The following is a 21,571-nucleotide window of genomic DNA, read 5'->3' as shown; positions in this document are numbered from 1 at the left end:
TTTGAATGAACAAGGAGAATCCTACTATGCTAAATTATGATTCGTTATTTCATCCGTACCCTTCTCAAAGAATGGTGACGTATGGCAGAAAAGGTATGGTCGCAACGACACAGCCCTTAGCTGCACAAGCAGGATTGGATATACTGAAAAAAGGCGGGAATGCGATTGATGCCGCAATTGCTACAGCTGCCTGCTTAACGGTGGTTGAACCCAATTCCAACAGTATTGGCGGCGATTGCTTTGCTCTGATATGGGTGGACGGGAAGCTGCATGGCCTCAATTCAAGCGGCCCTTCTCCAGCGGCGATTACTGTCGACAAGGTCAGGGATGCTGGACACAGCGTTATGCCGACTTATGGAATGGTACCGGTAACCGTTCCGGGAACGCCAGCAGCCTGGGCGGCGATGTCAGAGCGATTCGGCCGCTTGTCTCTGGCGGAAGTGCTGCAGCCCGCTATCGAATATGCGGAACAGGGTTTCCCGGTGTCACCGACCATTGCGAAGTACTGGAAGCATGGCTTTGAGGCGATCAGCGCTTTGAACAGCAGTCTGTACGATCCCTGGATGGAAACCTTTGCTGCAAATGGACGCGCACCCTATGCCGGAGAAATGTGGCGTTCCGAGGGACATGCCCGCACACTCCGTTCGATCGCGGAGACGCAGGCGGAATCGTTTTATAGAGGCGCGCTGGCGGAGGAGATAGATCGTTTTTTTCGTAAGCACGGAGGTTTTCTGACCAAAGAGGATCTGGCCGCGTATAAGCCGGAATGGGTGGATCCGATCCAGGTCAACTACAGAGGCTACGATATCTGGGAAATTCCTCCGAACGGCCAGGGGCTGGTTGCTCTTATGGCATTAAATATTCTTAAGGGGATGGGTTTTGACGCCAAGGATACGGTGGATACTTATCATAAACAGATCGAAGCTGTAAAGCTGGCGTATGTGGACGGTCTGAAATATATTACGGATGCGACCAAGATGAAGGTGACTACCGAGCAGCTGTTGTCCGACGATTATGCCAGGGAAAGAAGGGAATTAATCGGTACGGAGGCGATACTGCCGTTGGCCGGTGAGCCGCCCAAAGGTGGAACTGTATATATGGCCACCGCCGATGAAGAGGGCAACATGGTATCGTTCATTCAGAGCCATTCCGGTGATTTTGGTTCCGGTGTTGTGATTCCGGGGACCGGAATATGCATGCAGAATAGGGGAGCTGGATTTTCGCTCGATCCAGAGCATCATAATGTCCTTGAACCCGCCAAAAAAACACGGCATACGATTATTCCGGGATTTATTACGAAGGACGGCATGGCCGTTGGACCCTTTGGCGTGATGTGCGGATCGATTCAGCCACAGGCACATGTACAACTGGTGATGAATACGATTGACTTTCATTTGAATCCACAGGCGGCTCTAGACGCGCCGAGATGGCGTTGGGTGAAAGAAAAAGTGATCGAAGTCGAACCGCAATTTCCCGATCATATTGCACAGGCCTTGGCAAGACGCGGGCATATCGTGCAGCGGGCGCTGGATTCAGGTATGTTTGGCAGGGGACAGATTATTTGGCGAGATACGACATCCGGGGTGTTGGCAGGCGGAACGGAACCAAGGGCCGACGGTGAAGTGGCTGCCTGGTGAGTGACGCTTACAATGTTTTTATTTTCCATATGGTATAGGCAGCATCTTCGAAAAGATGGATTATTAAGCTTATAGTAACTGCATTAAAAATTTGGATATTATATTAATTGGCTGGATACCCCTGTCACGTAACATCATTATATAATATTGTTGTAAGGTGAATGTTAAATTAAATAACATGAAAAGAGGGGATTATATGAAAAATGCTTTCATCCAAAAATCATTACTAGTCGTTGCCTCTGCCGCTCTTGTTACGGCTACAGCTTGTGGGAATGTGGACACCAAAGAAGCAACCCCAGCTCCCGGCACTGCAGTGAAGGAAAATGTAACCCTTACAATGGAGTACAACTGGTCAAGCCCGAATGCCGACAACCAGCTGTACAAGGAACGGATTCAAAAGTTTATGGCTGCGAATCCAGACATCAAGATTGAGGCGCAGGATATCCCCTCGGCCCAATATCGAACCAAGCTGCGTACGGAAGCGGCAGGCAACAGCATGCCGGATATGTTTATCTTATTTCCTGGAATAGAAATGGACCCGTACATCGATGCCAAAGTGCTTATGCCTCTGGATGAGATTATGGACGCCTGGAAAAATATTTTACCCGCTCAGGCATTGGCTGGCTATAACGTAGACGGTAAGCAGTATGCGATTCCGACAAAAATGACCTTTGTTGATATTGTTTATTATCATAAGGATATGCTGGCCAAGGTTGGCTACAATCAATTCCCGAAAACCTATACCGAATTACTTGATTTGGTGAAAAAGCTGAAAGCATCCGGTGTAGTACCGATTGGCATCGGCAATAAGAACAGATGGCCATTGCAATCGACTGTTCTCTCGACTGTTGAGGATCGGATTGCAGGAACGGAATTCCTTACCAAGGTGAAGCAGGGCCAAGCCAAATTTACAGATCCCGATTTTATTAAATCGCTCGCTGTCTTTGATGAACTGAACAAGCTGGAGGCGTTCAACGCCGATTTGAACACGATGGATGAAGTGCAGCAGCAGGATTACTTCCTGCAAAAGAAAGCCGCAATCACGATGACAAGCTCCACGATCGATACCAAATTCCGTGTCAGCAATCCTGAAGGCGGAGACAATATTGGTGTTGCACTCTTCCCGACTATTGATGGCGGAAAAGGAACAGCAGGCAAAAGCGCAGGTGTCGTTCAATATGGAATCGGGCTCAGCAAAGAATTAAAAGGAGCCAAGAAGGAAGCTGCTTTCAAATTCCTGAAATATTTCTACGCGCCTGAGCTGTATCAAGAATTGATGAGCAAAGGAATTGTAGTTCCGGCCAAGGTTGATATGCCTGCAGATACGAGCAAGTATTTGAAGGAAATGCTGGAGCTGACGAAAAACGGCGATGCGCTTGTATTTGACAGTGTGATGCCAGCACCGGTTAAGGACGTTATCGAGAATGGCCTGCAAGCCATTACGATGGGGCAAAAGACGCCAGAGCAGGTTGCTCAGGATATGCAGGCTGCAATTGAAAAAATAAAAAAGTAACTGCACGTGGTGAATAGGGAAGTAGCCGCAAAGCTTCTTTAAGAATCATGATGAGGATAGGGAGGAATAGCAGTGAAAGCCTCAATCGGAGGATTTTCCTTCTATCAGCTGTTAAGCGAAGGCGAAATGGACATCTTCGGATATCTCGAAACTGTCAAATTCCGTTATGGGTTGAATGCAGTCGATTTGTGGAACGGTTTTTTCTGTGATCGCAATGTTCCTATCTGGACTTTGGCAGATGAAGATTATTTGAGAAAAATAAGAAAAGCGCTGGATGAGAAACAGCTGACGGTTGCCAATTTGGCTGTGGATCGGGCCCACTTATGGGACCCCGATCCTGAGGTCAGAGAACAATTGCATCACAATGCGCTGCTGCATCTGCGTGCAGCGGATATTCTGGGAGCGAAATCGGTTCGTATTGATGCGAACCGGGGCCCGGGCGCCATGACAGAGGAACGGTTTGATTATACAGTCGGGCGTTTTCGGGAATATGCACAGATTGCTTCCGACTACGGATTCACGGTAGGTCCTGAGAATCACACAGGAGCTTCATTGAATCCTTACTGGATGAAGCTGATTGCCGAAGAGATTGACCATCCGGGCTACGGCATTCTGCTTCATATCGGACGCTGGGAAGATGGAAACCCGCAGGGCGATCTGATGGTCGCTCCTTGGGTAAACCATATTCACTTTGATGCACGTACAGTCGGTTCGGCAAAAGCGGAAGAAACGGTCAAGCTTCTGAACAACCTTGGCTATACCGGATATTGGGCTGTGGAATACAATGCGCCGCAGAACCCTTATACGGAGCTCGGGTGGGCGCTCGGCTCCATGAAGAGAGTGCTCGTATCGGCAGGATTATCAAGCTAAGCTGGAGGCGTAAGCAATGGAACGGAAAAAGATCAGAATTGGCGTTATCGGCGTTGGGATTATTGGAAAAGCACATCTGGATAATTACGCCGGTATCGACGGTGCTGAAGTGGTTGCTATCTGTGACATTAATGAGCGCGAGGCCCTTCAGGTCGCAGAGAAGTACGGAATTGTCCATGTGTATACCGATTACAAGCAGCTGCTGGCCCGCGATGATATCGATGCGGTTGATGTCTGTCTTCATAATAATTTTCATGCTCCTTTGACTATTGCCGCCCTACAGGCAGGGAAGCATGTGTACTGTGAGAAGCCGATAGCCGGATCTTATTATGACGGTCACAAGATGCTGGAAGCAGCAAGGGAATGCGGAAAAATGCTGCATATCCAGTTAGGCCTGCTCTATAAAAAAGAAACGAAGGCTGCGAAGGCTCTGATCGACGCCGGGCAATTAGGCAAGCTGTTTCATGCACGCTCATCCGGGTTTCGACGTCGGGGCAGACCCTATGTCGATGGCTTTGGTACCTCCAATTTCACGCGCAAACAAAGTGCAGGCGGCGGGGCGCTGCTGGACATGGGCGTCTATCATATCGCGCAAATGTTGTACTTGCTCGGTGTCACCTCCGTTCAAAGAGTAACCGGCAAGCTGATTCAGGAGATGGAAATGGACCCGCAGCGACAAGCGGACAGCGGGTTTGACGTAGAAGAACTGGCTCTCGGCTTCGTTACGTTCGAAGGTGGACTTACATTGGATATTTTTGAAGCCTGGGCCGTCCATTTGGGTGGCGTAGAAGGTAGCAGTATTATTGGATCCAAGGGCGGAATTCGCCTTCCGTCCTATCATTCAGCCGAACAAACGGCTGACTTCAGCTTTCATACAACGGTTGCCGACATGGATCTGGACAGCAGGATTGATTTAAACCGGATGGATATCCGTTGGCACAGAATGAGAGAGAATGAGGATGCGTACGATTCGTCACAGCAGCACTGGATTGCCGCTCTGCAGGGCAGGGTAGAGCTGCTGCCGACGGCTGATATCGCTCTGGCGACCATGCTGATCAGCGAGGGACTTTACCTCTCGGATAGGCTGGGCCGCGAAACGACGGCGACTGAAATTATCGCGAATTCGCAGTCTCTTGCGATTCCGATATAAGCCTTGCGGTTCCTCCCGCCGGGAACGGGGAGCGTGCTCTTCGTCCCCGGTAATCCTCTCATTAAATTCAGAGTGAAGGAAGGCTAAATATGAATGTAACGAAGCGGATGGGAATCACTATATTTGTCGGAATGCTGCCCGCCTTGATTATTTATATCGGCATTGCATTGATTCCGGTTGCGATGTCCTTGTATTATTCATTTTTCGATTGGAATGGCTTGTCTTCCATGACTTTTGTCGGCTTGGATAATTATGCTGCCGCCTTGAAGGACAGTATATTCTGGAAAGGTTTTCAAAATAATATTTACATGATGATAAGCGGAATTGTGGGACAATTGCCAGCGGGCTTGTTTTTTGCGCTGCTGTTAAATCGGTCATTGCGGGGTCTCAAGTTATATCGCTCCGTCCTATTTCTCCCGGTTATTATATCGGCGGTTATCGTTTCCCTGGTATGGAACATGGTGTATGGAACGGAATCCGGCTTGCTCAACAGTATCCTTAGCTCATCGGGTCTGGATTCATGGAAGCAAAACTGGCTCGGCAGCCCGCGTTGGGGCATGTTATCGGTAAGTATCACTTATTTGTGGCAGAACTACGGATTTTTTATGGTTATCTTTTTGGCTGGCTTGCAAAATATTTCGGAAGAGGTCAAAGAAGCGGCTGTTATGGATGGGGCGACCAGTTGGAAGCGGTTGTGGTTTATTACGCTTCCGATGCTGAAGGAAACGATCTGGGTATCACTCATTTTCTCGATCAGCAACAGCTTCCGGGTATTTGACCTGATCTATGTCATGACGGCTGGAGGACCTGCGCACAATACCGAGGTCATGAGCATTTATATGTATACCAATGCGTTTTCGAACATGTACTTGGGGCTTGGGAGCGCCGTATCCATCCTGATTCTGATATTCAGTCTGATTGCTATATATGCAGCCAAATTGATTACCCGTAGAAGCGATTAATCCAGGCAAGCTGAAGAAGGAGGAGCGAGTAGCTATGCAAACATCACTTGGCAAAAAAACAATTATTCATATCCTGTTGGCGGTTTTGTCCGCCATCAATATACTCCCGATCGTCTGGATGGTCGTCAGCTCTTTTAAATCTGAGGCAGACTTTGCCACGAATCCCTTGGGACTGCCTAAGACCTGGAATTTCAGCAACTATACGAGCGCCTGGAAGGTTGCCCATCTGGGTACTTATTTCTGGAATAGCGTGCTCGTAACGGCAGCTTCGATCCTGCTGACGGTGCTGCTCGGCGCACTGGCCTCCTATTTTTTATCCAGATTTGAATTTCGGATGCGTGGATGGTTGTACGGGCTGTTTATTATAGGGATGACGATTCCGATTCACGCTACGCTCGTACCGATCTTTATCGTGATGAAAAAAATCGGCTTGTTGAACACCCACCTCTCCTTGGTGCTTCCTTACACGGCCTTTCATCTCTCGATTACGATCTTTATTCTCGCAGGCTTTATGAGAGGGTTTCCGAAGGATGTGGAGGAATCCGCTATTATGGATGGGGCAGGACTGTACCGAATATTCTGGTCGATCATTCTTCCGATGACCCGACCTGCTCTGGCCACTGTCATTATTATTAACTTTATTTACAATTGGAATGAATTTTTGTTCGCGCTTGTTCTGATTAATAAAGCGGCTCTGAAGACGCTGCCTCTGGGATTGGCTAATTTCGCCGGAACCGAGACTCGCTTTCAGACGCTGCAGATGGCGGCATTAACGATGGCCCTTGTACCGCTTGTCGGCTTTTACCTGGCGATGGAGAAGCAATTGATACAAGGTATGACAGCTGGCGCGGTCAAAGGATAATCGTCAATAAAGATCGTTTTACCTGCATAACTGGTTATTTATAACATGGATTTAATATTTAGGTAGCATCGAACCCTGGTTTTCCTTTAATGTAGAGAGGAAGCGTATTGCGGACAGGGGGAGCAGGATCAAGATGAGAGCTAACGGAACGCAACTATGGAATTTCAGCTTAAGAAGGAAATCGGTAGCGATCTTTTTGCTGCTGGTCACTATTCCTTCTATTCTGGTAGGTTACGTGATATTGAGCTGGTATGACGAAATATTGAGGCAGCAATTCATAGATTCCATGGAAAAGAATCTGAACACCATCGAGCTGAATCTGACGGAAAAAATCAAGGCTGTTGAAGATATATCTGACTATATGATCTATCAGGATAACTTTCGCAATTTCATGGAAACACCGGCGACTCCGGCGTACAGAGAGCAAGTCAATAAGGATAAGACCGCAATTGAAGGCTTCATTGCCTTCCAAACGATGTCAAAACGATATATTAAATCGATGTCCTTACAGGGGGTAGGCGGCAACGCACTGCAAATAGGCGAGCCTGTGATGGGATTGGAAACGAAGTGGACCGATCAGGCCAAAGCGAGCAAAGGTCGTATCCTCTGGACGGATTCCTATCCGCTGGAGAGCGGTTGGACTGGCAGCAAACGAGTCGTCTCGATGATTCGTGTCATTAACTCCTTTGAAAATCCTTCGCGTCCGGTGGGTGAGGTCATTGTTCGTTTGGATGAATCGGAAATAACAGACTTATTATCGAATGCTGTTCCCAAGGATCAGGGCTCGATTTTTATTGTACGTGCGGACGGTACCGTTCAGCTTCATCAGGATGCGATGCTGGTAGGTCAACCATATCCCAATGCAGCCTTGCTGCAAAAGGTGGCAAAGCCGGCTAACAAAGTGTTTTCGTTGAAGGAAGATGGAGTCTCCTACGTGGTGTTCAACCAACAAATGAAAGCGACAGGCTGGAACATTGTAACGATGATCAAGGAAAAGACCATTGTAGAAAAAACAAGGGCAATCAAGGCATCCTTGCAAATTTTACTGTTCGTTTTCCTCGTCTTTGGATTGTTTGCTTTAATTGGCTTTGAACTGACGATTATCCGACCGATTCTTGCCTTAAGAAAAGAGACGCACCGTCTGAAGCAGGGCGATTTTTCCGCACAGGTGGAAATTCGGTCCCGTGATGAGGTTGGGGAGCTCGGCAGGCAATTCAATATCATGGTAACCACGATGAGGGAATTGATCGATAACAAGTACAAGCTGGAAATTCGGCAAAAGGAATCCGAGCTGCGCATCCTGCAAAGCCAGATGGACCCGCATTTTCTGTATAATACGCTCGACATGATCCGCTGGACAGCCAGACTGGAGAAGGCTCCCGAGACGAGCCAGCTTATCGAGACGTTATCGCGATTTTTTCGAATGGGTCTGAACAGTGAAAAGCGTTTTACCACATTGGCCGGAGAAATGGATTTTGTTCGTTCTTATTTGAATTTACAGCAGAAGCGGATGGGCAGCAAGCTGCAATTCAGTCTTTATATGGAAGCGTCGCTTGAGGATGCCGTCCTGCTGAAAAAGGTGATTCAGCCGCTTGTAGAAAACAGCATCAAGCACGGGTTCAGGCGACGGGGCGGCCGGATTCATGTACGCTGCTATCGCGATGGACAAGATATGATCATGGAAGTCGTTGATACAGGGGTCGGGTTTACGAAGGATAAAATGGAACAAATTCGTCAGGCGCTTGTTGAAAGAAGCGATGATCCTGCTGTGATGGATCATGCAATCTGTAACATTCATGAGCGCACCTTGCTGGTTTACGGCAGTGGATATGGCGTCGAGCTGCCTGAACAACAGCAGGAAGCTGGAGCGTGCGTAAGGCTAAGAATCCCTCTATGGATGAATGAACAGGAGGCTGAAGCATGACCATCAGAATGTTGATTGTGGATGACGAGCCGATCATTTGTCAAGGGCTGAGAGAGACCATTGCTTGGGATACCATCGATGTGGAGGTAGCGGGAGAAGCCTATGACGGTCTGGAGGCTTTACAATTCGCAGCCAAGGAGCCGATCGATTTGGTGTTGACGGACATTAACATGGACGGAATGGACGGACTTGAGCTGGCCAAAACACTTAAGGAGCGAATGCCGCATATCCGCATCATTATTCTTAGCGGTTATGATGATTTCGAATATGCACGCCGGGCGCTCCGTCTTGGCATCGAGGATTATTTGCTTAAGCCGGTAGACATTGAAGAACTTATGGCGATGGTTCAAAGAATCGGCCAGGAAATCGTACTGGAAGCTGAGCAGGCGCATAAGCGCAAGCAGGAGCTCCAGTTAAAGTGGTTCTCCGAGCTTATCCAAGGCGGAGGGACCATACAGAAGGATACGGATATACCATCCTTTATATCTCGTGATGTTCATTCCTTCCGATTTATCGCCAGCCAAATTACGGATTATGCAGGCTGGGCCGAGCACGCTTCCGAGGAGCTTCGGCGATCTGCAAGAAGCCAATGGGAGGCAGCGGTTGCAGCTGCATTAAAGAGCTGCGATCAGGAGGTTATCTCTTTCTTTCATCATCCCAATTTGCTGTTAACGTTATGCATGGGGACATATCAAGTAAGCGGTGTCGATTTGACTGTAGCCTTATCGGAGGCACAAGGCCAGATGTCGGATTGTCCCCGTCTGCATTTTGGAATTTCATCGGGTTATGCCTCATTGAAGCAGCTGTATGCCAGTTATACAGAAGCGATGTCGGTTTTGCAGCTGGATGCGATACCGGGCTTCGGAAGCTTCAGATTTTACGATGAGGAACAGGTTTTGAAAAGGAGACCTCAGCAATTTGCCCCTTTGGAGCTGGAAAAGCAGCTGATGCAAGTGCTTTTTTATGGGAGCTATGAAGAATTGGATGAGGTTATCGAAAAGATCATGCAGGAGCTTCGCGAGCAGGGGTATCTGCTGAAGGAAATTTTGCAGGCGATCAAGGAATTGAGCATCATTTTGCAGCGTAAACTTCGTACTAACGGGATAGATTTAACGCGCCACACTGATTTATTTAATGCCCATGAAATTGATCTGCTGGTGCACAATTCCAGCAGGGCCTTGGAATCGCTGCTCCGCCGTGAGCTGTGGTCGATGTTTTCGATCATTCATTCCACTCTTGAGGGCAAGCATCACTGGATCACCGAACGAGTCATTACCTATATCGATTCCAGACACACCACGGATTTGAAGGCTTCGGAGGTCGCTGCCTGGCTCAAAATTACGCCGAATTATTTCAGTATTATTTTTAAACAAAACTTTGGCAAAGGGTTTGCTGAATATTTGAATGAAGTCCGCATCAATCACGCCAAAGCAATGCTCGTGGAAACGGAGGAGCGCGTATTTGAGATTGCCGAAAAAGTAGGGTACCGCGAATACAAATATTTTTGTTCGATTTTCAAAACATACACAGGAATCACCCCAACCCAATACCGGAAGCTTGCGGTAGCGCCGTCAGGCTCTCCTGGAGCTTTGGCGATGCGTAAACGCTAGCAGGCTGGAAAGCAGGGAGTGGCAGTTAAGATGTCTGAAGCTTCTTCAGTGAATGTACGTTCTTTTGGCGTCATCAAAGGATTCAACTTTTTTATATATGGGGCTATTGCGATTTACAGCTCGTTTTTTCCCCTATATTTGAAAGCAGTAGGGATGTCGAATTTTATGATCGGTCTTCTGCTCGCTGGAGGTCCCTTCATTTCACTGCTGTCCAATCCTTTTTGGGGCTATTGGAGCGATAGGCTGCAAAATGGCAGACGTATTCTGATCCTGCTGTTAGCAGGTAACGGGGTAGTTATGCAAGCTGTTTTTGCGGTCCATTCGACCTACTTTATTTATGGTTTAATGCTGATTTACTTTTTTTTCCAAGCCCCATTATTTTCACAAAGCAATAGCTTAATACTGGATGTCGTTGAACGGACAGGCCACAAATTTGGCGCTTTTCGACTATGGGGAGCATTAGGATGGGCGATCATGGCGGTGGTCACAGGGCCCATTCTCGAATGGCTCGGTATCGGTGAATTTTGGATCGTGTACGGCTTAATGATTGTGATTTCTATCGTGCTCGGTTATATGCTCCCGCATCAGGCTCCTGCCGTGAGCACGAAGAAGATTTCCGCTGGCGGCTACGGTAAGATTCTCGGAAACAAGCTGTTCCTGTCTCTGATTATCATCGGAATTCTGATCTCGATTCCCAACTCGATGAATAATATTTTTGTATCGATCTATATATCGGATATGGGAGGAAGCAATGCCTTGATCGGCTGGTCTGCATTTCTATCCTCGATATTTGAAATTCCGGTTTATTTGCTGCTGGATCGCTTTTTACGCAGAGACAACAAGACGATGATCGCCTGCCTGATTGTGGTCAGTCTGCTGTATGCACTGCGCTGGCTGCTGATGTCGATGGCGGTAACTCCCTATCAGATTATTTTCACACAAACACTGCATTGCCTTACCTTCGCCGGCTATTATTATGTAGGCACTCAATTAACCGCTTATTTGATACCACAGCAATTTCGGGCCTCCGGGCAGGCTGTATACGCTTTAAGCTGGGGAGGCTTGGCCGGCATCATAGCGGGCATTATCGGTGGATGGATGTTTCAGGATCTGGGAGCGACCACGATGTATCGCATTTGTACCTTAATGGCTTTACTGGGGGCAGCCGGATTTGCTGTCATGTACATGTATGTCTTCAAGTCATCACGTCATCATACTTAATTTAACTATTATAGGAATAATAGGAGGATTTTATCATGAGCAAATTGAAAATCGGCATTATCGGGGCTGGCAGTATTTCAAGCCTGCATATGGATGCTTACACGAACAATAAGGAAGTTGAGCTCTATGCCATTTGTGATATGAATGTGGAAAGAGCTCAGGAGAAAGCGGACAAATACGGAATTCCGCACGTATATTCGAACGTTCAGGAGCTGCTGGCTAATCCTGAGGTGGAAGCTGTCAGCATATGCACCTGGAACAATACGCATGCGGAATTCAGCATCGCCGCTGTGAACGCGGGCAAGCATGTGCTCTGTGAAAAACCGCTATGTCAAACGGTTGAGCAAGCATTGGAAGTTCAGTCTGCTGTGCAAAGCAGCGGCAAAGTGTTTCAGGTAGGCTTTGTCAGACGTTATGGGAATACCACACAGATGCTGCGGCGCTTTATTGATGCTGGAGATTTGGGTGAAATTTATTATGCCAAGGCCAGCTATTTGCGCAGACTGGGCAATCCCGGCGGCTGGTTCTCTGACAGCAAGCGCTCTGGCGGCGGACCGCTTATCGATCTTGGTGTGCATGTGATCGATTTGTGCTGGTATCTGATGGGCAAACCGAAGGTTCAATCGGTTAAAGGCAATACGTATCGCAAGCTGGGCAACCGCGCAAATGTAAAGCATCTATCGTTTTATCAGGCTGCTGATTATGATGCAACCCGGAATGATGTTGAGGATCTGGCGAATGCGCTCATTTGCTTCGAAAATGGTGCATCGATCATGGTCGATGTCAGCTTTACCCTGCATGGCATCAAAAATGATGGCACCATCAGCATCTACGGAACCAAGGGCGGGGCACAGGTGGAACCGGAGCTGCAAATTGCAACGGAAAAGCATGACATGATGCTGAATCTTTTGCCTCAGGCTGACACGCTTACGTTCGATTTTGTTGCCGGCTTCCAGAATGAGATCAACCATTTTGTTCGCTGCTGCCTGGGAACGGATGAGACGCTCAGCCCCGTTGAGGATGGTGTGGAAATTATGAAAATTTTATGTGCAGTCTACGAGTCGGCGCAGACAGGGAAAGAAGTTCGTTTCGACTAGAGTGGCAAGGTTGTATGGGATTTAATAAACGGAGTCAAATGGAGGATACCGATGAAAACGAGCTTGAGTGTGTGGAGCTGCCATAAGTATTTTTACGATAAAACATGGACAAATGCGGATTTCATTCATTTTGTCGGTCAACAGACGAAGGCGGACGGAATCGAGCTGCTGCATCGTTTTTGGCACCCGGAAACGGATACCCCGCAGGTTGAAAAAGCCTTGCAGCAGGAAGGACTGGAAATAGCATGCGTTGGGGCCAGCAATAACTTTGCCCTGCCAGACGCAGCAAGCCGTCAGGAGCAATTGAATCACATCATCGAATCGGTCGATATTGCTGCCCGATTTGGCGCAAAGGTTGTCAGGGTATTTTCCGGCAATCAGCAGGATGGTGTTGCGTACGATGAAGCCAGGTACTGGATCATCGAGGGACTAAAAGCAGCGGCCGACTATGCAAGCAGTAAGAACGTCGTATTATGTCTGGAGAACCATGGGTTATTTGCAGGCAAATCGGAGCAGGTGCGTTCGATCATTCGGGAAGTGGATTCCTTTGCTCTTCGCAGCACGTTCGACATGGGGAATTTCATGCTGGTGGACGAGAATCCGAATGATGCTTTTGAACAGCTTCAATCTGTCGTTGCACATGTTCATTGCAAGGATTTTATAAAGGTTGGGGAAGACTTTCAGGGCGAAAGCTATGCTTCCTTATCCGGAGACAAGTATGCCGGTACTATTATAGGAGAAGGCAGTGTAGATTTGCGGCACCTGTTGGGTCGTCTTAAGGAGAACGGCTATGATGGCTGGTTAACTGTCGAATTTGAAGGAAATGCAGAACAGAAGGCAGGCTCCATTCAATCTATCGATCACTTGAAGCAGCTTTTGGGCGAACGATAAGCAGAAGATTCATGTTAAAGCAGCGCAGATAGCGCTGCTTTATTTGTGCAGCACGAAACGAACAATGAGCAAGTAAACAAAAACAAGAGTAGAGCATGTGGTACAGCGCTCTACTCTTTGCTATTAGCTTCTATTAATCCCGTATTTCCGCAATAATTTCGATCTCGACCGGTGTATGGAAAGGCAGCTCGTTCGTTCCGATAGCTGATCTTGCATGTTTGCCGTTATCACCAAACACGTCCACCAATAAATTAGACGCACCGTTAATTACGTAAGGCTGATCGGCGAAGCCGGGCGCGCTGTTGACAAGGCCCAGCATCTTGACAATTTTCACGACACGGTCCAGATCTCCCAAATAGCCTTTCATTACAGCTAGACAGTTGATAATCGTCTGGCGGGCTGCCTCCTGTCCTTGCTCTATCGTAAGATCCGTACCCAGCTTGCCCTCATACATCAGCTCGCCGTTAATGCGACAGTCCTGCCCGGACAAATAGATCAGATTACCGGTTTGAACGCAAGGAACATAAGTAAACCGCGGTTCCGGTGATGGGGGGAGTACGATACCAAGCTCGAGTAGTCTTTGTTCAATTTTTGCCATTGTTATAAACCTCCATAAATTGATATTAGTGATGCGTGCAGCAGTGCTGCGCCCGAATCAATTGACCAACTCTCGCATGTGTATGCTGATCACGATCAAAGGTTGGCTTGCCATTAACGATAACCTGAGTGATGCCTTGCGGATATTGTCTGGGGTCCTCAAAGGTTGCATGATCCTGGATGGTTTCTGGATCGAATACAGCCAGATCGGCCGCATAGCCTGGGACGAGCAAGCCGCGCTTGCCGAGCTTGAAGCGCTGTACAGGGAAGGAAGTCAGCTTGCGCACTGCCTGCTCAAGAGTCAGCACCTTCTCGTCACGTACATATTTGGCAAATACCCGTGGGAAGGTGCCATACAGTCGCGGATGCGGCTTGCCAGTTTCACACGTCAGGCTATCCGATGCAATTAGCGATCGTTCATAGCCGACTACTTGCTTGACATCCTCATCAGCCATATGGAAATACACAATCGAAATGCGTCCGTCCTCTTCAAGCAGCAAATCAAGCATGCAATCAACCGGATGCTGACCTCTGATTTCGCTAATTTCCTCAATATGCTTGCCTTCGAGAGCCTTGTTCTTCTCGGAATGAACAGCTGACAGGTAGATGCTTTGCCAGCCGGTGGAGCAGACGAGGTTATCCCAATCCTCATGCTCACGTCCCAGCTCCTCGCGGATACGTTTGCGCATACTTGAGTCTCTGCATAACTCCAAAACGCCATTAATGCCGCCTTCAAGTGACCACGGCGGGAGCACGGTCGTTAAGGTAGTGGAGCCAGCGCTATATGGGTACACATCGCAGGTAACGTCAAGTCCTCGGGCACGAGCCTGTTCAATCAGCTCCATCGCTTCCATGACCTTGCCCCAGTTGCGCTTGCCTGCAGCTTTCAAATGACTGATATGCAGTGCAACGCCAGTTTTCTCGGCAATCCAGATCACTTCCTTGACGGATGGGATCAGATTGTTGCCTTCGCCGCGAATATGGGTCGAGAACAACCCATTATACTTGGGCAAAACGGAGCATAACTCAGCGACCTCCTCCTTGGAGGTGTAGCTGCCCGGAGCATAAAGCAGTCCGATGGAGAAGCCGATTGCACCGGCTTTAAGTCCCTCCTCCAAAAGCTGCTTCATTAGCTGCAGCTCCTGAGCTGTCGCATCGCGTTTGGCGAAACCCATTACCGCAATCCGCAATGCTCCATGTGCGACGTAAGTCGCGATATTCTCGGAGGGAGCGGAACGCGCGAGCGTATCCATGTACTGGGAGACCGTTTCCCATGGCCACTCCCATGAGGTTTTTCCAAGCACAGGCTGGACGTAGCTTTGCAGCAGGTCGGCATTCTGCTTGAAAAACGGGGCAGGAGCGAGTCCGCAGTTACCCACGACCTCTGTTGTCACACCTTGCCGGATTTTGATTTCGCTATGGGGATGATCCAGTATCATCAGATCGGAATGGCAGTGTCCGTCAATAAAACCGGGGGAAATGACCTGTCTATGGACATCGATCGTGCTGCGAGCTTCCTGATTAAGCTTGCCAACTGCTGCAATCAACCCATCCTTAATGCCGACATCACCCAAAAACCATGGATTACCGGTGCCATCCACAATGCGACCGTTTTTCAATATGAGATCAAGCATAATAACGTCTCCTTCTGTTCGGATTCGGTAGTTATTCCAGCATTCCGCGCCCAAGCACGGTCAGTTCCTCGTATGCAGCGCCGTCATTGAAATACACTTTGTTGTGCAGATTAACCGTACTGCATATATGGTTAGGGATGATCCGCAGTCGGCTGCCGACCTGAGGGTTGGCAATCTGCGCGTTCGGACCAAGCCGCAGCATGCCATGCTCTTCGGAGAGCCGCTCCAGTACCGCATCGTCCAGACCCTCGATATGGCCGAAGCCCTGAAGCATAAGCGGTTCGACATTTGGCTGTACATCGGTGGCAAACGTTTTACTGCCGCCATCGACCACAGCGAGATCTTCTGATGGTCGGCTCACGACCGTGACCCAGACGCTGCCCGCACAATCCTCCAGACTGCATACACCCAGACGAGCCTGCATGCGATCTTGATATACATAAGTGCCCGGACGGATTTCGGTTACGCCCTCCACGGCAGCTGCATACATGCCTGTTGGAGTTGAGCCTACACTTACATCGACGATTGGAATGCCATTCGCGCGCAGCCGCGCAGCCAGATCAGCCATGATATGGCCCTCATCCGCACCTGCGGTTTGCAAATCAAGTGTTGGCTTCTGCTTGTAGATCGCTCCACGGAACGTATAAATACCTGTCAACCGCAAGTGCTCCAAGGTGTGGATACGTGCAGCCAGCTCTGGAGCCTGATCGTACAACACGCCAGTTCGACGCAGACCAGTATCAATCTCCAGTCTCACCTGAAGCTGGTGGCCGCTGCGGCCGGCTGCTTCGTTCATACGTTCAGCACCCTCCAGGCTGTCCACAGCTGTAATCAATGTGATCTGTTGGCTCAGCCGGATTGCACGTTCGAGCTTGTCGGTCGTCACAAGCGGATAAGCGATAAAAATATTTGTGATCCCATGCTGTGCCATGACCTCAGCTTCGGATACCTTGGCTACGGTAATGCCTACAGCTCCGGCTTGCAGCTGCTGGTGGGCGACCCAAGGCAATTTATGTGTTTTGGCGTGGGGACGGAGCTGAACCTGATTGCTGCGGGCCACCTCCGCCATCTTGTGAATGTTACGCCCCATTGCCGCTTTATCAATCTGGATAAAAGGGGTTTGTGGTTCGTTATTTACGTTCGACTTGCTCGCTGCTTCGCTCATTCCTGATCCTCATTCCTCTCAGTTTGAGATTTGCTTTCTTCCAAATAGCTGTACAGCGTGTACTTGGAAATGTTCAAGTAGCTGCATATTTTCTCGCCGCTCTTTTTTACCAGGAAGGCTCCTTTCAGGTCCAGCAGCTGAATCATCTTCATTTTGTCCTCTTTCGTCATCGCGGCTACGGGCTTGCCTACCTGCTCCTGAGCTTCCTGAAGCAGCGCTTCGAGCAGGTCACTCACATTGCTGACGAACGATTCCTTCACATCTACCTGCTGCCCGCCAGTCGTGAGTGAATCCAGGGTTCGCTTTGCCATCATCAGATCGGTTACATCATAATTAATGCATATGGCTGCGATCGTCTTGCCCTTGCTGTTTTTCTTATACAATGAAGTGGAACGAAGGATGCGGCCTTCCTTGGTCTGGGTAATGTAATTGAATCGATTTCCATTCACCTGACTGCCGCGCAAAATTTCCAATCCGAGGTTGGTACCGGGGTCACCGACCTTCCGGCCTGTGATATGACCGTTCTCAATCGCTACAATGGTACTCTCGTAGTCTCCGGTCAAATCATGAAGCACGACCTCGCATTGCTCCCCGAATTGAGCGGCAATACCTTTAATCAGATCGTTAAAGAATTCAAAATCCTCACGAATAGACTCCATCTTTCATCACGGTCTCCTTATTTAATAATAACTCATGTAAAAGCAGCACCTGCAAAAATAGTAACACAAACAAAAAGAAATTCAAACATAAATTTAGTTAGAATAAATAAAAGTTTGAATGATCGATGTTTGTAGTATAAAAAAATGGCATAAACCACAATATAAGGATGAGGTGGGCCATATGTCATTATCCTGTGAAAAAACGACACAATTGCAGATCAACCAAATATTTGAGCGCAGCTATGATTTCATATGTGCAGAAACGGTACTAAATAATACAATCGTACATATTTGTTATTTGCAAACCTTAGTGAGTTTTAAAGAAACGTTGGATTTGTTAGTAAATCAGCTTAGCGATGCCGAAGAGGGTATGGATCCGATTCGGTATATGGCATTATCCTATAATGCCAGAGTCAACTTGCCCTTGGAGGAACTGGTTCAATCCGTGTTGCGGGGTATGTTGATTGTTTTTAAACAGGATGAAACAGAGAATGTGGTATTTGAACCTTTACATCCCAGTATTGCCCGGAGCGTCGGTGAAGCTCAAAACGAGAATCCCATCCAAACATCCATGGATGCTTTTACCGAGGATATGAAGCTGAATGTGGGTCTGATGCGCAGAAAAGTGATGTCAAAAGACTTGATCATTCAATCACATTCGTTAGGGTCTGATTACCCGCGCGAATTGTCGGTTCTTTATCTCCAGGATCAGGCTGACCCGAAGATGGTCAAGCTTATTCAGGATTGTCTTAACGAGAACAGAATGATGGACATATCCGATATTCAGCATTTATTGAAAGTATTAAAGCAGCCTCGGTTCAGCCTTGTCCCCACCTATGTGACTTCAGAGCTTCCCGTAACGACAAAGCACTACCTGCAGGATGGACGGGTCGTGATTTTATTGGATCATTTTCCGTTTGCGATTTCGTTTCCCGCTATTGTAACGGATTTCTGGGCAGTGAAGACTGATCAGGACCATCCGGTCCCGTTTATGATTCTATATCGAATTATACGCGTCATTTCTCTATTAGTAGCCATTTCCATGCCCGGCTTGTATGTGGTCCTCAATGCTGTCAATCCTGAGCTTCTGCGAATTCAGCTTGCGGTGTCCATTACAGATTCCAGAGAAGGGGTTCCGTACCCGGTATTAGTTGAAGTCCTGCTCATGCTGATCATCATTGAAATGGTCATCGAAGCGAGTATCCGGCTTCCCAAGAGCATCGGTCCAACGATCACGATGGTAGGCGGTATTATTCTTGGAGAAGCGGTAGTTCAAGCCAGACTGATGAGTAATTTTTTGATTATTATCGTAGCGGCTACCACCATTGCGCATTTTTCTTTGGGAACGTATATGAATTCACTCTCGATTCGATTGTATAAGTACGTAGTTATTTTTTTCAGTGCTTTATATGGAATTTTGGGTTTAATGTCCTCCCTTGTTCTATTGTGTTTCTATTTGGGGAGTATTACTACCTTTTCCGTCCCTTATTTGAGTTATACCGCTAAAAGAGGGAAGTCTGATGAATAAAAATTTGGTTTTAATTTTATTTTCACTTGTTCATCTATCTTTGTTTTTTTATCTGTATCCGGTGAACATTATCGAAGCGGCAGCGAAGGGCAGTTGGGAGCCTATACTGGTCGGTTTTCTGTTGGAGGCGCTTCTTACTGGTGTATATCTTAAGGGATTATCGGCTTTTCCAGGTAAGGATATTGTCGATATATTCACTGGAATTTCGGGAAAATGGATAGCAAGAGCTATGCTTATTCCCTATTTCATTTTTCTGTTTGTAAATTTCAACGTTGCCCATCGTATGGAATTGGATTCGGTTAACGTTGTACTCCTGCCCAAAACCCCGATGTTTTTTCTGTTGTTACTTTATGGGATCCCCCTTTACGCAGCCTGGAAAGGCATTCATTCTATTGCACGAGGGGCGGTAATAGTGAGTGTTTTCGGTGTGCCATTAATCCTTTTTTCCTTGATGAGCGGCCTCAAAAATTTTAATTTCCATCAGATTTTCCCTTTTTGGGATGCCCATATGACGTTCTTCAGTAAACCACAATTTTATTCGGCCCTTTTCGCTCACACTGGTTTTTTATTTCTGGGGATGATAGGTCTCAAGGATAAGGTAAGCATGCGTTATATCATTCCGGTCTTCATGATGCTTTTCTTATTTGGACTGTGCGCTGTTTATGTACCCTTATTGATTTTTGGTCCCGAAGCGATTATTTATTTGCGGTATCCCGTCGTGTTAACCTCGGATACAGTCGATATGGAATGGGTTATTTTTGATTGGCTGCCTACATTTTTTATTATTTCTACGATAGCCGTCTCTATGGTGGAAGCAGCCGTATCCTTCTGGATCATGACAACCCTATTGCAAAAGCTGTTCTCCTTAAGAAAAAGAGGAGGGGCGATCATGGTTTTAGGTACCTTGTCGTATGTCTTTAGTGCGATGATCGTGAATACGGATTGGCTGGATAGACTGAATTCATGGAATACGATATTTTGTTTGTACAGCATTCTTGTAATCCCTATGATGGTATGGAGGATGAGCTCAAAGTATAGGAGGAATTCCGCGTGATACCTCGATTTATGATCCGTATAGGACTCTTTTTGTGCTGTCTGGGTTGTCTCGGAATTCTTACTAGCTGCTGGGACACCAAGGATATCAACAAAAGACTCATGCCTGTTGTCATGGGGGTTTGCAAAAATGGCGATCAGCCCTACAAAATTATATTGCAGGTTCCGAGTCCTCAGAAGAAGGGTTCTCAATACTTGGAGGGTGAGGCCCAAACGATTAACAAAGCCATGGATGAAATACGTACAAAATCTGAAAAAAGTGTTGACCTGCTTCATTTAAGATTATTTCTAATATGCGAAAAAACGGCAAAAAGTAATATTAATGACATTGTCAATTATGGGGTACAGGCAAACGATATTTCGGTAAAAGGATTAGTCGGTATTGTGAGAGGTGATTTCGAGCAGACGATGTATCACAAAATCCAATCCAATCCGGAGCTGTCTTCCTATGATTTTTTCAGTGAACAGGCGGGATGGACTCCCGACAATACGATCAAACGGTTATGGGAAGTATTTCGTGATATCAATTCGTATACACAGGACATGGCCATTCCTATTCTCAGTAAAGGAACCGACACCCTGTATAATTTCGAAGGTTCTGCCATTATGCGAAGGAACAAAATGGTGGGTGATATTTCTCCGGATGAAACCTTGATTTACAATGCCTTTCAAAGAAAGTATACAGGAGGAACGATAGAGGTTTCTAAGAATAGCAGTGTCTTGATTAAGAAGGCAACGATTAGACATAAAGTGAAGTGGACGGATGTAGGTCCCAATATGCAAAGTCGGCTGAAATTGGAGGTAGTCATTGCAGAGAATAGAGATATCCTATCCGACGATGATATCGCAAAGCTGCTTAAAGAAGATATCGAAAAAAGAGCGGAAAAGCTCATTAACCGACTGCACACCTATAAAGCCGATGCCCTTGGCATAGGACAATATTTTCGAAGAATCATGACGGAGAGTCAAATGAAAAACTGGAAAAGGCAATGGTTCCCGCAAATGAAGCACGAAGTCGCCGTAGAAGTAACGATTCTCAACAACATTTATTTCAAATCTTCTAATAAAATGAAGGCAAGACCTGGTAATTCACCCGAAAGTAAATGAAATGTAACCGTGTTAAATCATTAAACAGCACCTAGTTATACCTGTAATGGGAGCGTTATAATATTAAATATAGAAGGCCTGCTGCCAATCT

At 47.3% G+C, this 21,571-nt stretch carries 18 protein-coding genes; 14 read left to right on the top strand and 4 right to left on the bottom strand.

Annotated features, from left to right (window positions below; translation table 11 throughout):
* Positions 1-26 precede the first annotated feature (26 nt).
* From LRL21_RS08680 to LRL21_RS08630, 11 genes are all read left to right on the top strand, one after another.
* Entirely contained in the window at positions 27-1,637 is a 1,611-nt protein-coding gene (locus LRL21_RS08680; protein WP_240415378.1) for a gamma-glutamyltransferase family protein, read from the top strand.
* Positions 1,638-1,833: 196 nt separating this feature from the next.
* On the top strand, positions 1,834-3,150 hold the full coding sequence (locus tag LRL21_RS08675) for an extracellular solute-binding protein (protein WP_240415377.1): 1,317 nt from the start codon (positions 1,834-1,836) through the stop codon (positions 3,148-3,150).
* 72 nt (positions 3,151-3,222) lie between these two features.
* Positions 3,223-4,020: a sugar phosphate isomerase/epimerase family protein gene (locus LRL21_RS08670; RefSeq protein ID WP_240415376.1), complete on the top strand. Its 798-nt coding sequence runs from the start codon at positions 3,223-3,225 to the stop codon at positions 4,018-4,020.
* A 16-nt stretch (positions 4,021-4,036) separates the two neighbouring features.
* Positions 4,037-5,170 carry a Gfo/Idh/MocA family protein gene (locus LRL21_RS08665; protein WP_240415375.1) on the top strand — a complete coding sequence of 378 codons (1,134 nt, stop codon included), beginning with the start codon at positions 4,037-4,039 and terminating at the stop codon, positions 5,168-5,170.
* An 89-nt stretch (positions 5,171-5,259) separates the two neighbouring features.
* Positions 5,260-6,132, top strand: a complete 873-nt coding sequence (locus LRL21_RS08660) for a carbohydrate ABC transporter permease (protein ID WP_240415374.1) — start codon at positions 5,260-5,262, stop codon at positions 6,130-6,132.
* Between the two features lie 34 nt (positions 6,133-6,166).
* Positions 6,167-6,994 carry a carbohydrate ABC transporter permease gene (locus LRL21_RS08655; RefSeq protein WP_076229352.1) on the top strand — a complete coding sequence of 276 codons (828 nt, stop codon included), beginning with the start codon at positions 6,167-6,169 and terminating at the stop codon, positions 6,992-6,994.
* A gap of 133 nt (positions 6,995-7,127) precedes the next feature.
* Complete coding sequence (locus LRL21_RS08650) at positions 7,128-8,918, top strand: sensor histidine kinase (RefSeq protein WP_240415373.1); 1,791 nt, start codon at positions 7,128-7,130, stop codon at positions 8,916-8,918.
* The gene (locus tag LRL21_RS08645) at positions 8,915-10,528 is read left to right on the top strand and encodes a response regulator (RefSeq protein ID WP_240415372.1); all 1,614 of its coding nucleotides are present in this window, start codon (positions 8,915-8,917) and stop codon (positions 10,526-10,528) included. Before LRL21_RS08650 ends, LRL21_RS08645 begins: the two co-directional genes overlap by 4 nt.
* 30 nt (positions 10,529-10,558) lie before the next feature.
* Positions 10,559-11,749, top strand: a complete 1,191-nt coding sequence (locus LRL21_RS08640) for an MFS transporter (RefSeq protein ID WP_240415371.1) — start codon at positions 10,559-10,561, stop codon at positions 11,747-11,749.
* A 35-nt stretch (positions 11,750-11,784) separates the two neighbouring features.
* Complete coding sequence (locus tag LRL21_RS08635) at positions 11,785-12,846, top strand: Gfo/Idh/MocA family protein (protein WP_240415370.1); 1,062 nt, start codon at positions 11,785-11,787, stop codon at positions 12,844-12,846.
* A gap of 51 nt (positions 12,847-12,897) precedes the next feature.
* On the top strand, positions 12,898-13,737 hold the full coding sequence (locus tag LRL21_RS08630) for a sugar phosphate isomerase/epimerase family protein (protein ID WP_240415369.1): 840 nt from the start codon (positions 12,898-12,900) through the stop codon (positions 13,735-13,737).
* A 133-nt stretch (positions 13,738-13,870) separates the two neighbouring features.
* Here LRL21_RS08630 and LRL21_RS08625 read toward each other — a convergent pair whose 3' ends face one another.
* The 4 genes from LRL21_RS08625 to LRL21_RS08610 are packed head-to-tail and all read right to left on the bottom strand — an operon-like array spanning position 13,871 to position 17,792.
* Positions 13,871-14,335 (bottom strand): RidA family protein, encoded by a 465-nt coding sequence (locus LRL21_RS08625; RefSeq protein WP_240415368.1) that lies wholly within the window; start codon positions 14,333-14,335, stop codon positions 13,871-13,873.
* Positions 14,336-14,360: 25 nt separating this feature from the next.
* Entirely contained in the window at positions 14,361-15,968 is a 1,608-nt protein-coding gene (locus LRL21_RS08620; RefSeq protein WP_240415367.1) for an N-acyl-D-amino-acid deacylase family protein, read from the bottom strand.
* 31 nt (positions 15,969-15,999) lie between these two features.
* Positions 16,000-17,133, bottom strand: coding sequence for an alanine racemase (locus tag LRL21_RS08615; protein ID WP_240415366.1), 1,134 nt, complete (start codon positions 17,131-17,133; stop codon positions 16,000-16,002).
* Positions 17,130-17,792 carry a helix-turn-helix transcriptional regulator gene (locus tag LRL21_RS08610; protein ID WP_240415365.1) on the bottom strand — a complete coding sequence of 221 codons (663 nt, stop codon included), beginning with the start codon at positions 17,790-17,792 and terminating at the stop codon, positions 17,130-17,132. The genes LRL21_RS08615 and LRL21_RS08610 overlap by 4 nt, the downstream gene beginning before the upstream one ends.
* Positions 17,793-17,973: 181 nt before the next feature.
* Here LRL21_RS08610 and LRL21_RS08605 point away from each other — a divergent pair, with 181 nt between their 5' ends.
* From LRL21_RS08605 to LRL21_RS08595, 3 genes are read left to right on the top strand one after another with little or no spacing between them, the layout of a single operon-like run.
* Positions 17,974-19,320, top strand: coding sequence for a spore germination protein (locus LRL21_RS08605; protein WP_240415364.1), 1,347 nt, complete (start codon positions 17,974-17,976; stop codon positions 19,318-19,320).
* Positions 19,313-20,374, top strand: a complete 1,062-nt coding sequence (locus LRL21_RS08600; RefSeq protein WP_240415363.1) for a GerAB/ArcD/ProY family transporter — start codon at positions 19,313-19,315, stop codon at positions 20,372-20,374. Before LRL21_RS08605 ends, LRL21_RS08600 begins: the two co-directional genes overlap by 8 nt.
* A complete protein-coding gene (locus LRL21_RS08595; protein ID WP_240415362.1) occupies positions 20,371-21,480 on the top strand; it encodes a Ger(x)C family spore germination protein in 1,110 nt (369 codons plus the stop codon). Before LRL21_RS08600 ends, LRL21_RS08595 begins: the two co-directional genes overlap by 4 nt.
* Positions 21,481-21,571 lie beyond the last annotated feature (91 nt).

The organism is Paenibacillus periandrae (assembly GCF_022458865.1).
Classification (GTDB): Bacteria; Bacillota; Bacilli; order Paenibacillales; family NBRC-103111; genus Paenibacillus_S; species Paenibacillus_S periandrae.
This window is presented reverse-complemented; position numbering and strand designations above follow the sequence as displayed.

Coding starts and splice junctions, on each gene's coding strand:
- LRL21_RS08680 (WP_240415378.1), top strand. CDS start 27: ATGCTAAATTATGATTCGTTATTTCATCCGTACCCTTCTCAAAGAATG.
- LRL21_RS08675 (WP_240415377.1), top strand. CDS start 1,834: ATGAAAAATGCTTTCATCCAAAAATCATTACTAGTCGTTGCCTCTGCC.
- LRL21_RS08665 (WP_240415375.1), top strand. CDS start 4,037: ATGGAACGGAAAAAGATCAGAATTGGCGTTATCGGCGTTGGGATTATT.
- LRL21_RS08660 (WP_240415374.1), top strand. CDS start 5,260: ATGAATGTAACGAAGCGGATGGGAATCACTATATTTGTCGGAATGCTG.
- LRL21_RS08655 (WP_076229352.1), top strand. CDS start 6,167: ATGCAAACATCACTTGGCAAAAAAACAATTATTCATATCCTGTTGGCG.
- LRL21_RS08650 (WP_240415373.1), top strand. CDS start 7,128: ATGAGAGCTAACGGAACGCAACTATGGAATTTCAGCTTAAGAAGGAAA.
- LRL21_RS08645 (WP_240415372.1), top strand. CDS start 8,915: ATGACCATCAGAATGTTGATTGTGGATGACGAGCCGATCATTTGTCAA.
- LRL21_RS08640 (WP_240415371.1), top strand. CDS start 10,559: ATGTCTGAAGCTTCTTCAGTGAATGTACGTTCTTTTGGCGTCATCAAA.
- LRL21_RS08635 (WP_240415370.1), top strand. CDS start 11,785: ATGAGCAAATTGAAAATCGGCATTATCGGGGCTGGCAGTATTTCAAGC.
- LRL21_RS08630 (WP_240415369.1), top strand. CDS start 12,898: ATGAAAACGAGCTTGAGTGTGTGGAGCTGCCATAAGTATTTTTACGAT.
- LRL21_RS08625 (WP_240415368.1), bottom strand. CDS start 14,335: ATGGCAAAAATTGAACAAAGACTACTCGAGCTTGGTATCGTACTCCCC.
- LRL21_RS08620 (WP_240415367.1), bottom strand. CDS start 15,968: ATGCTTGATCTCATATTGAAAAACGGTCGCATTGTGGATGGCACCGGT.
- LRL21_RS08615 (WP_240415366.1), bottom strand. CDS start 17,133: ATGAGCGAAGCAGCGAGCAAGTCGAACGTAAATAACGAACCACAAACC.
- LRL21_RS08610 (WP_240415365.1), bottom strand. CDS start 17,792: ATGGAGTCTATTCGTGAGGATTTTGAATTCTTTAACGATCTGATTAAA.
- LRL21_RS08605 (WP_240415364.1), top strand. CDS start 17,974: ATGTCATTATCCTGTGAAAAAACGACACAATTGCAGATCAACCAAATA.
- LRL21_RS08600 (WP_240415363.1), top strand. CDS start 19,313: ATGAATAAAAATTTGGTTTTAATTTTATTTTCACTTGTTCATCTATCT.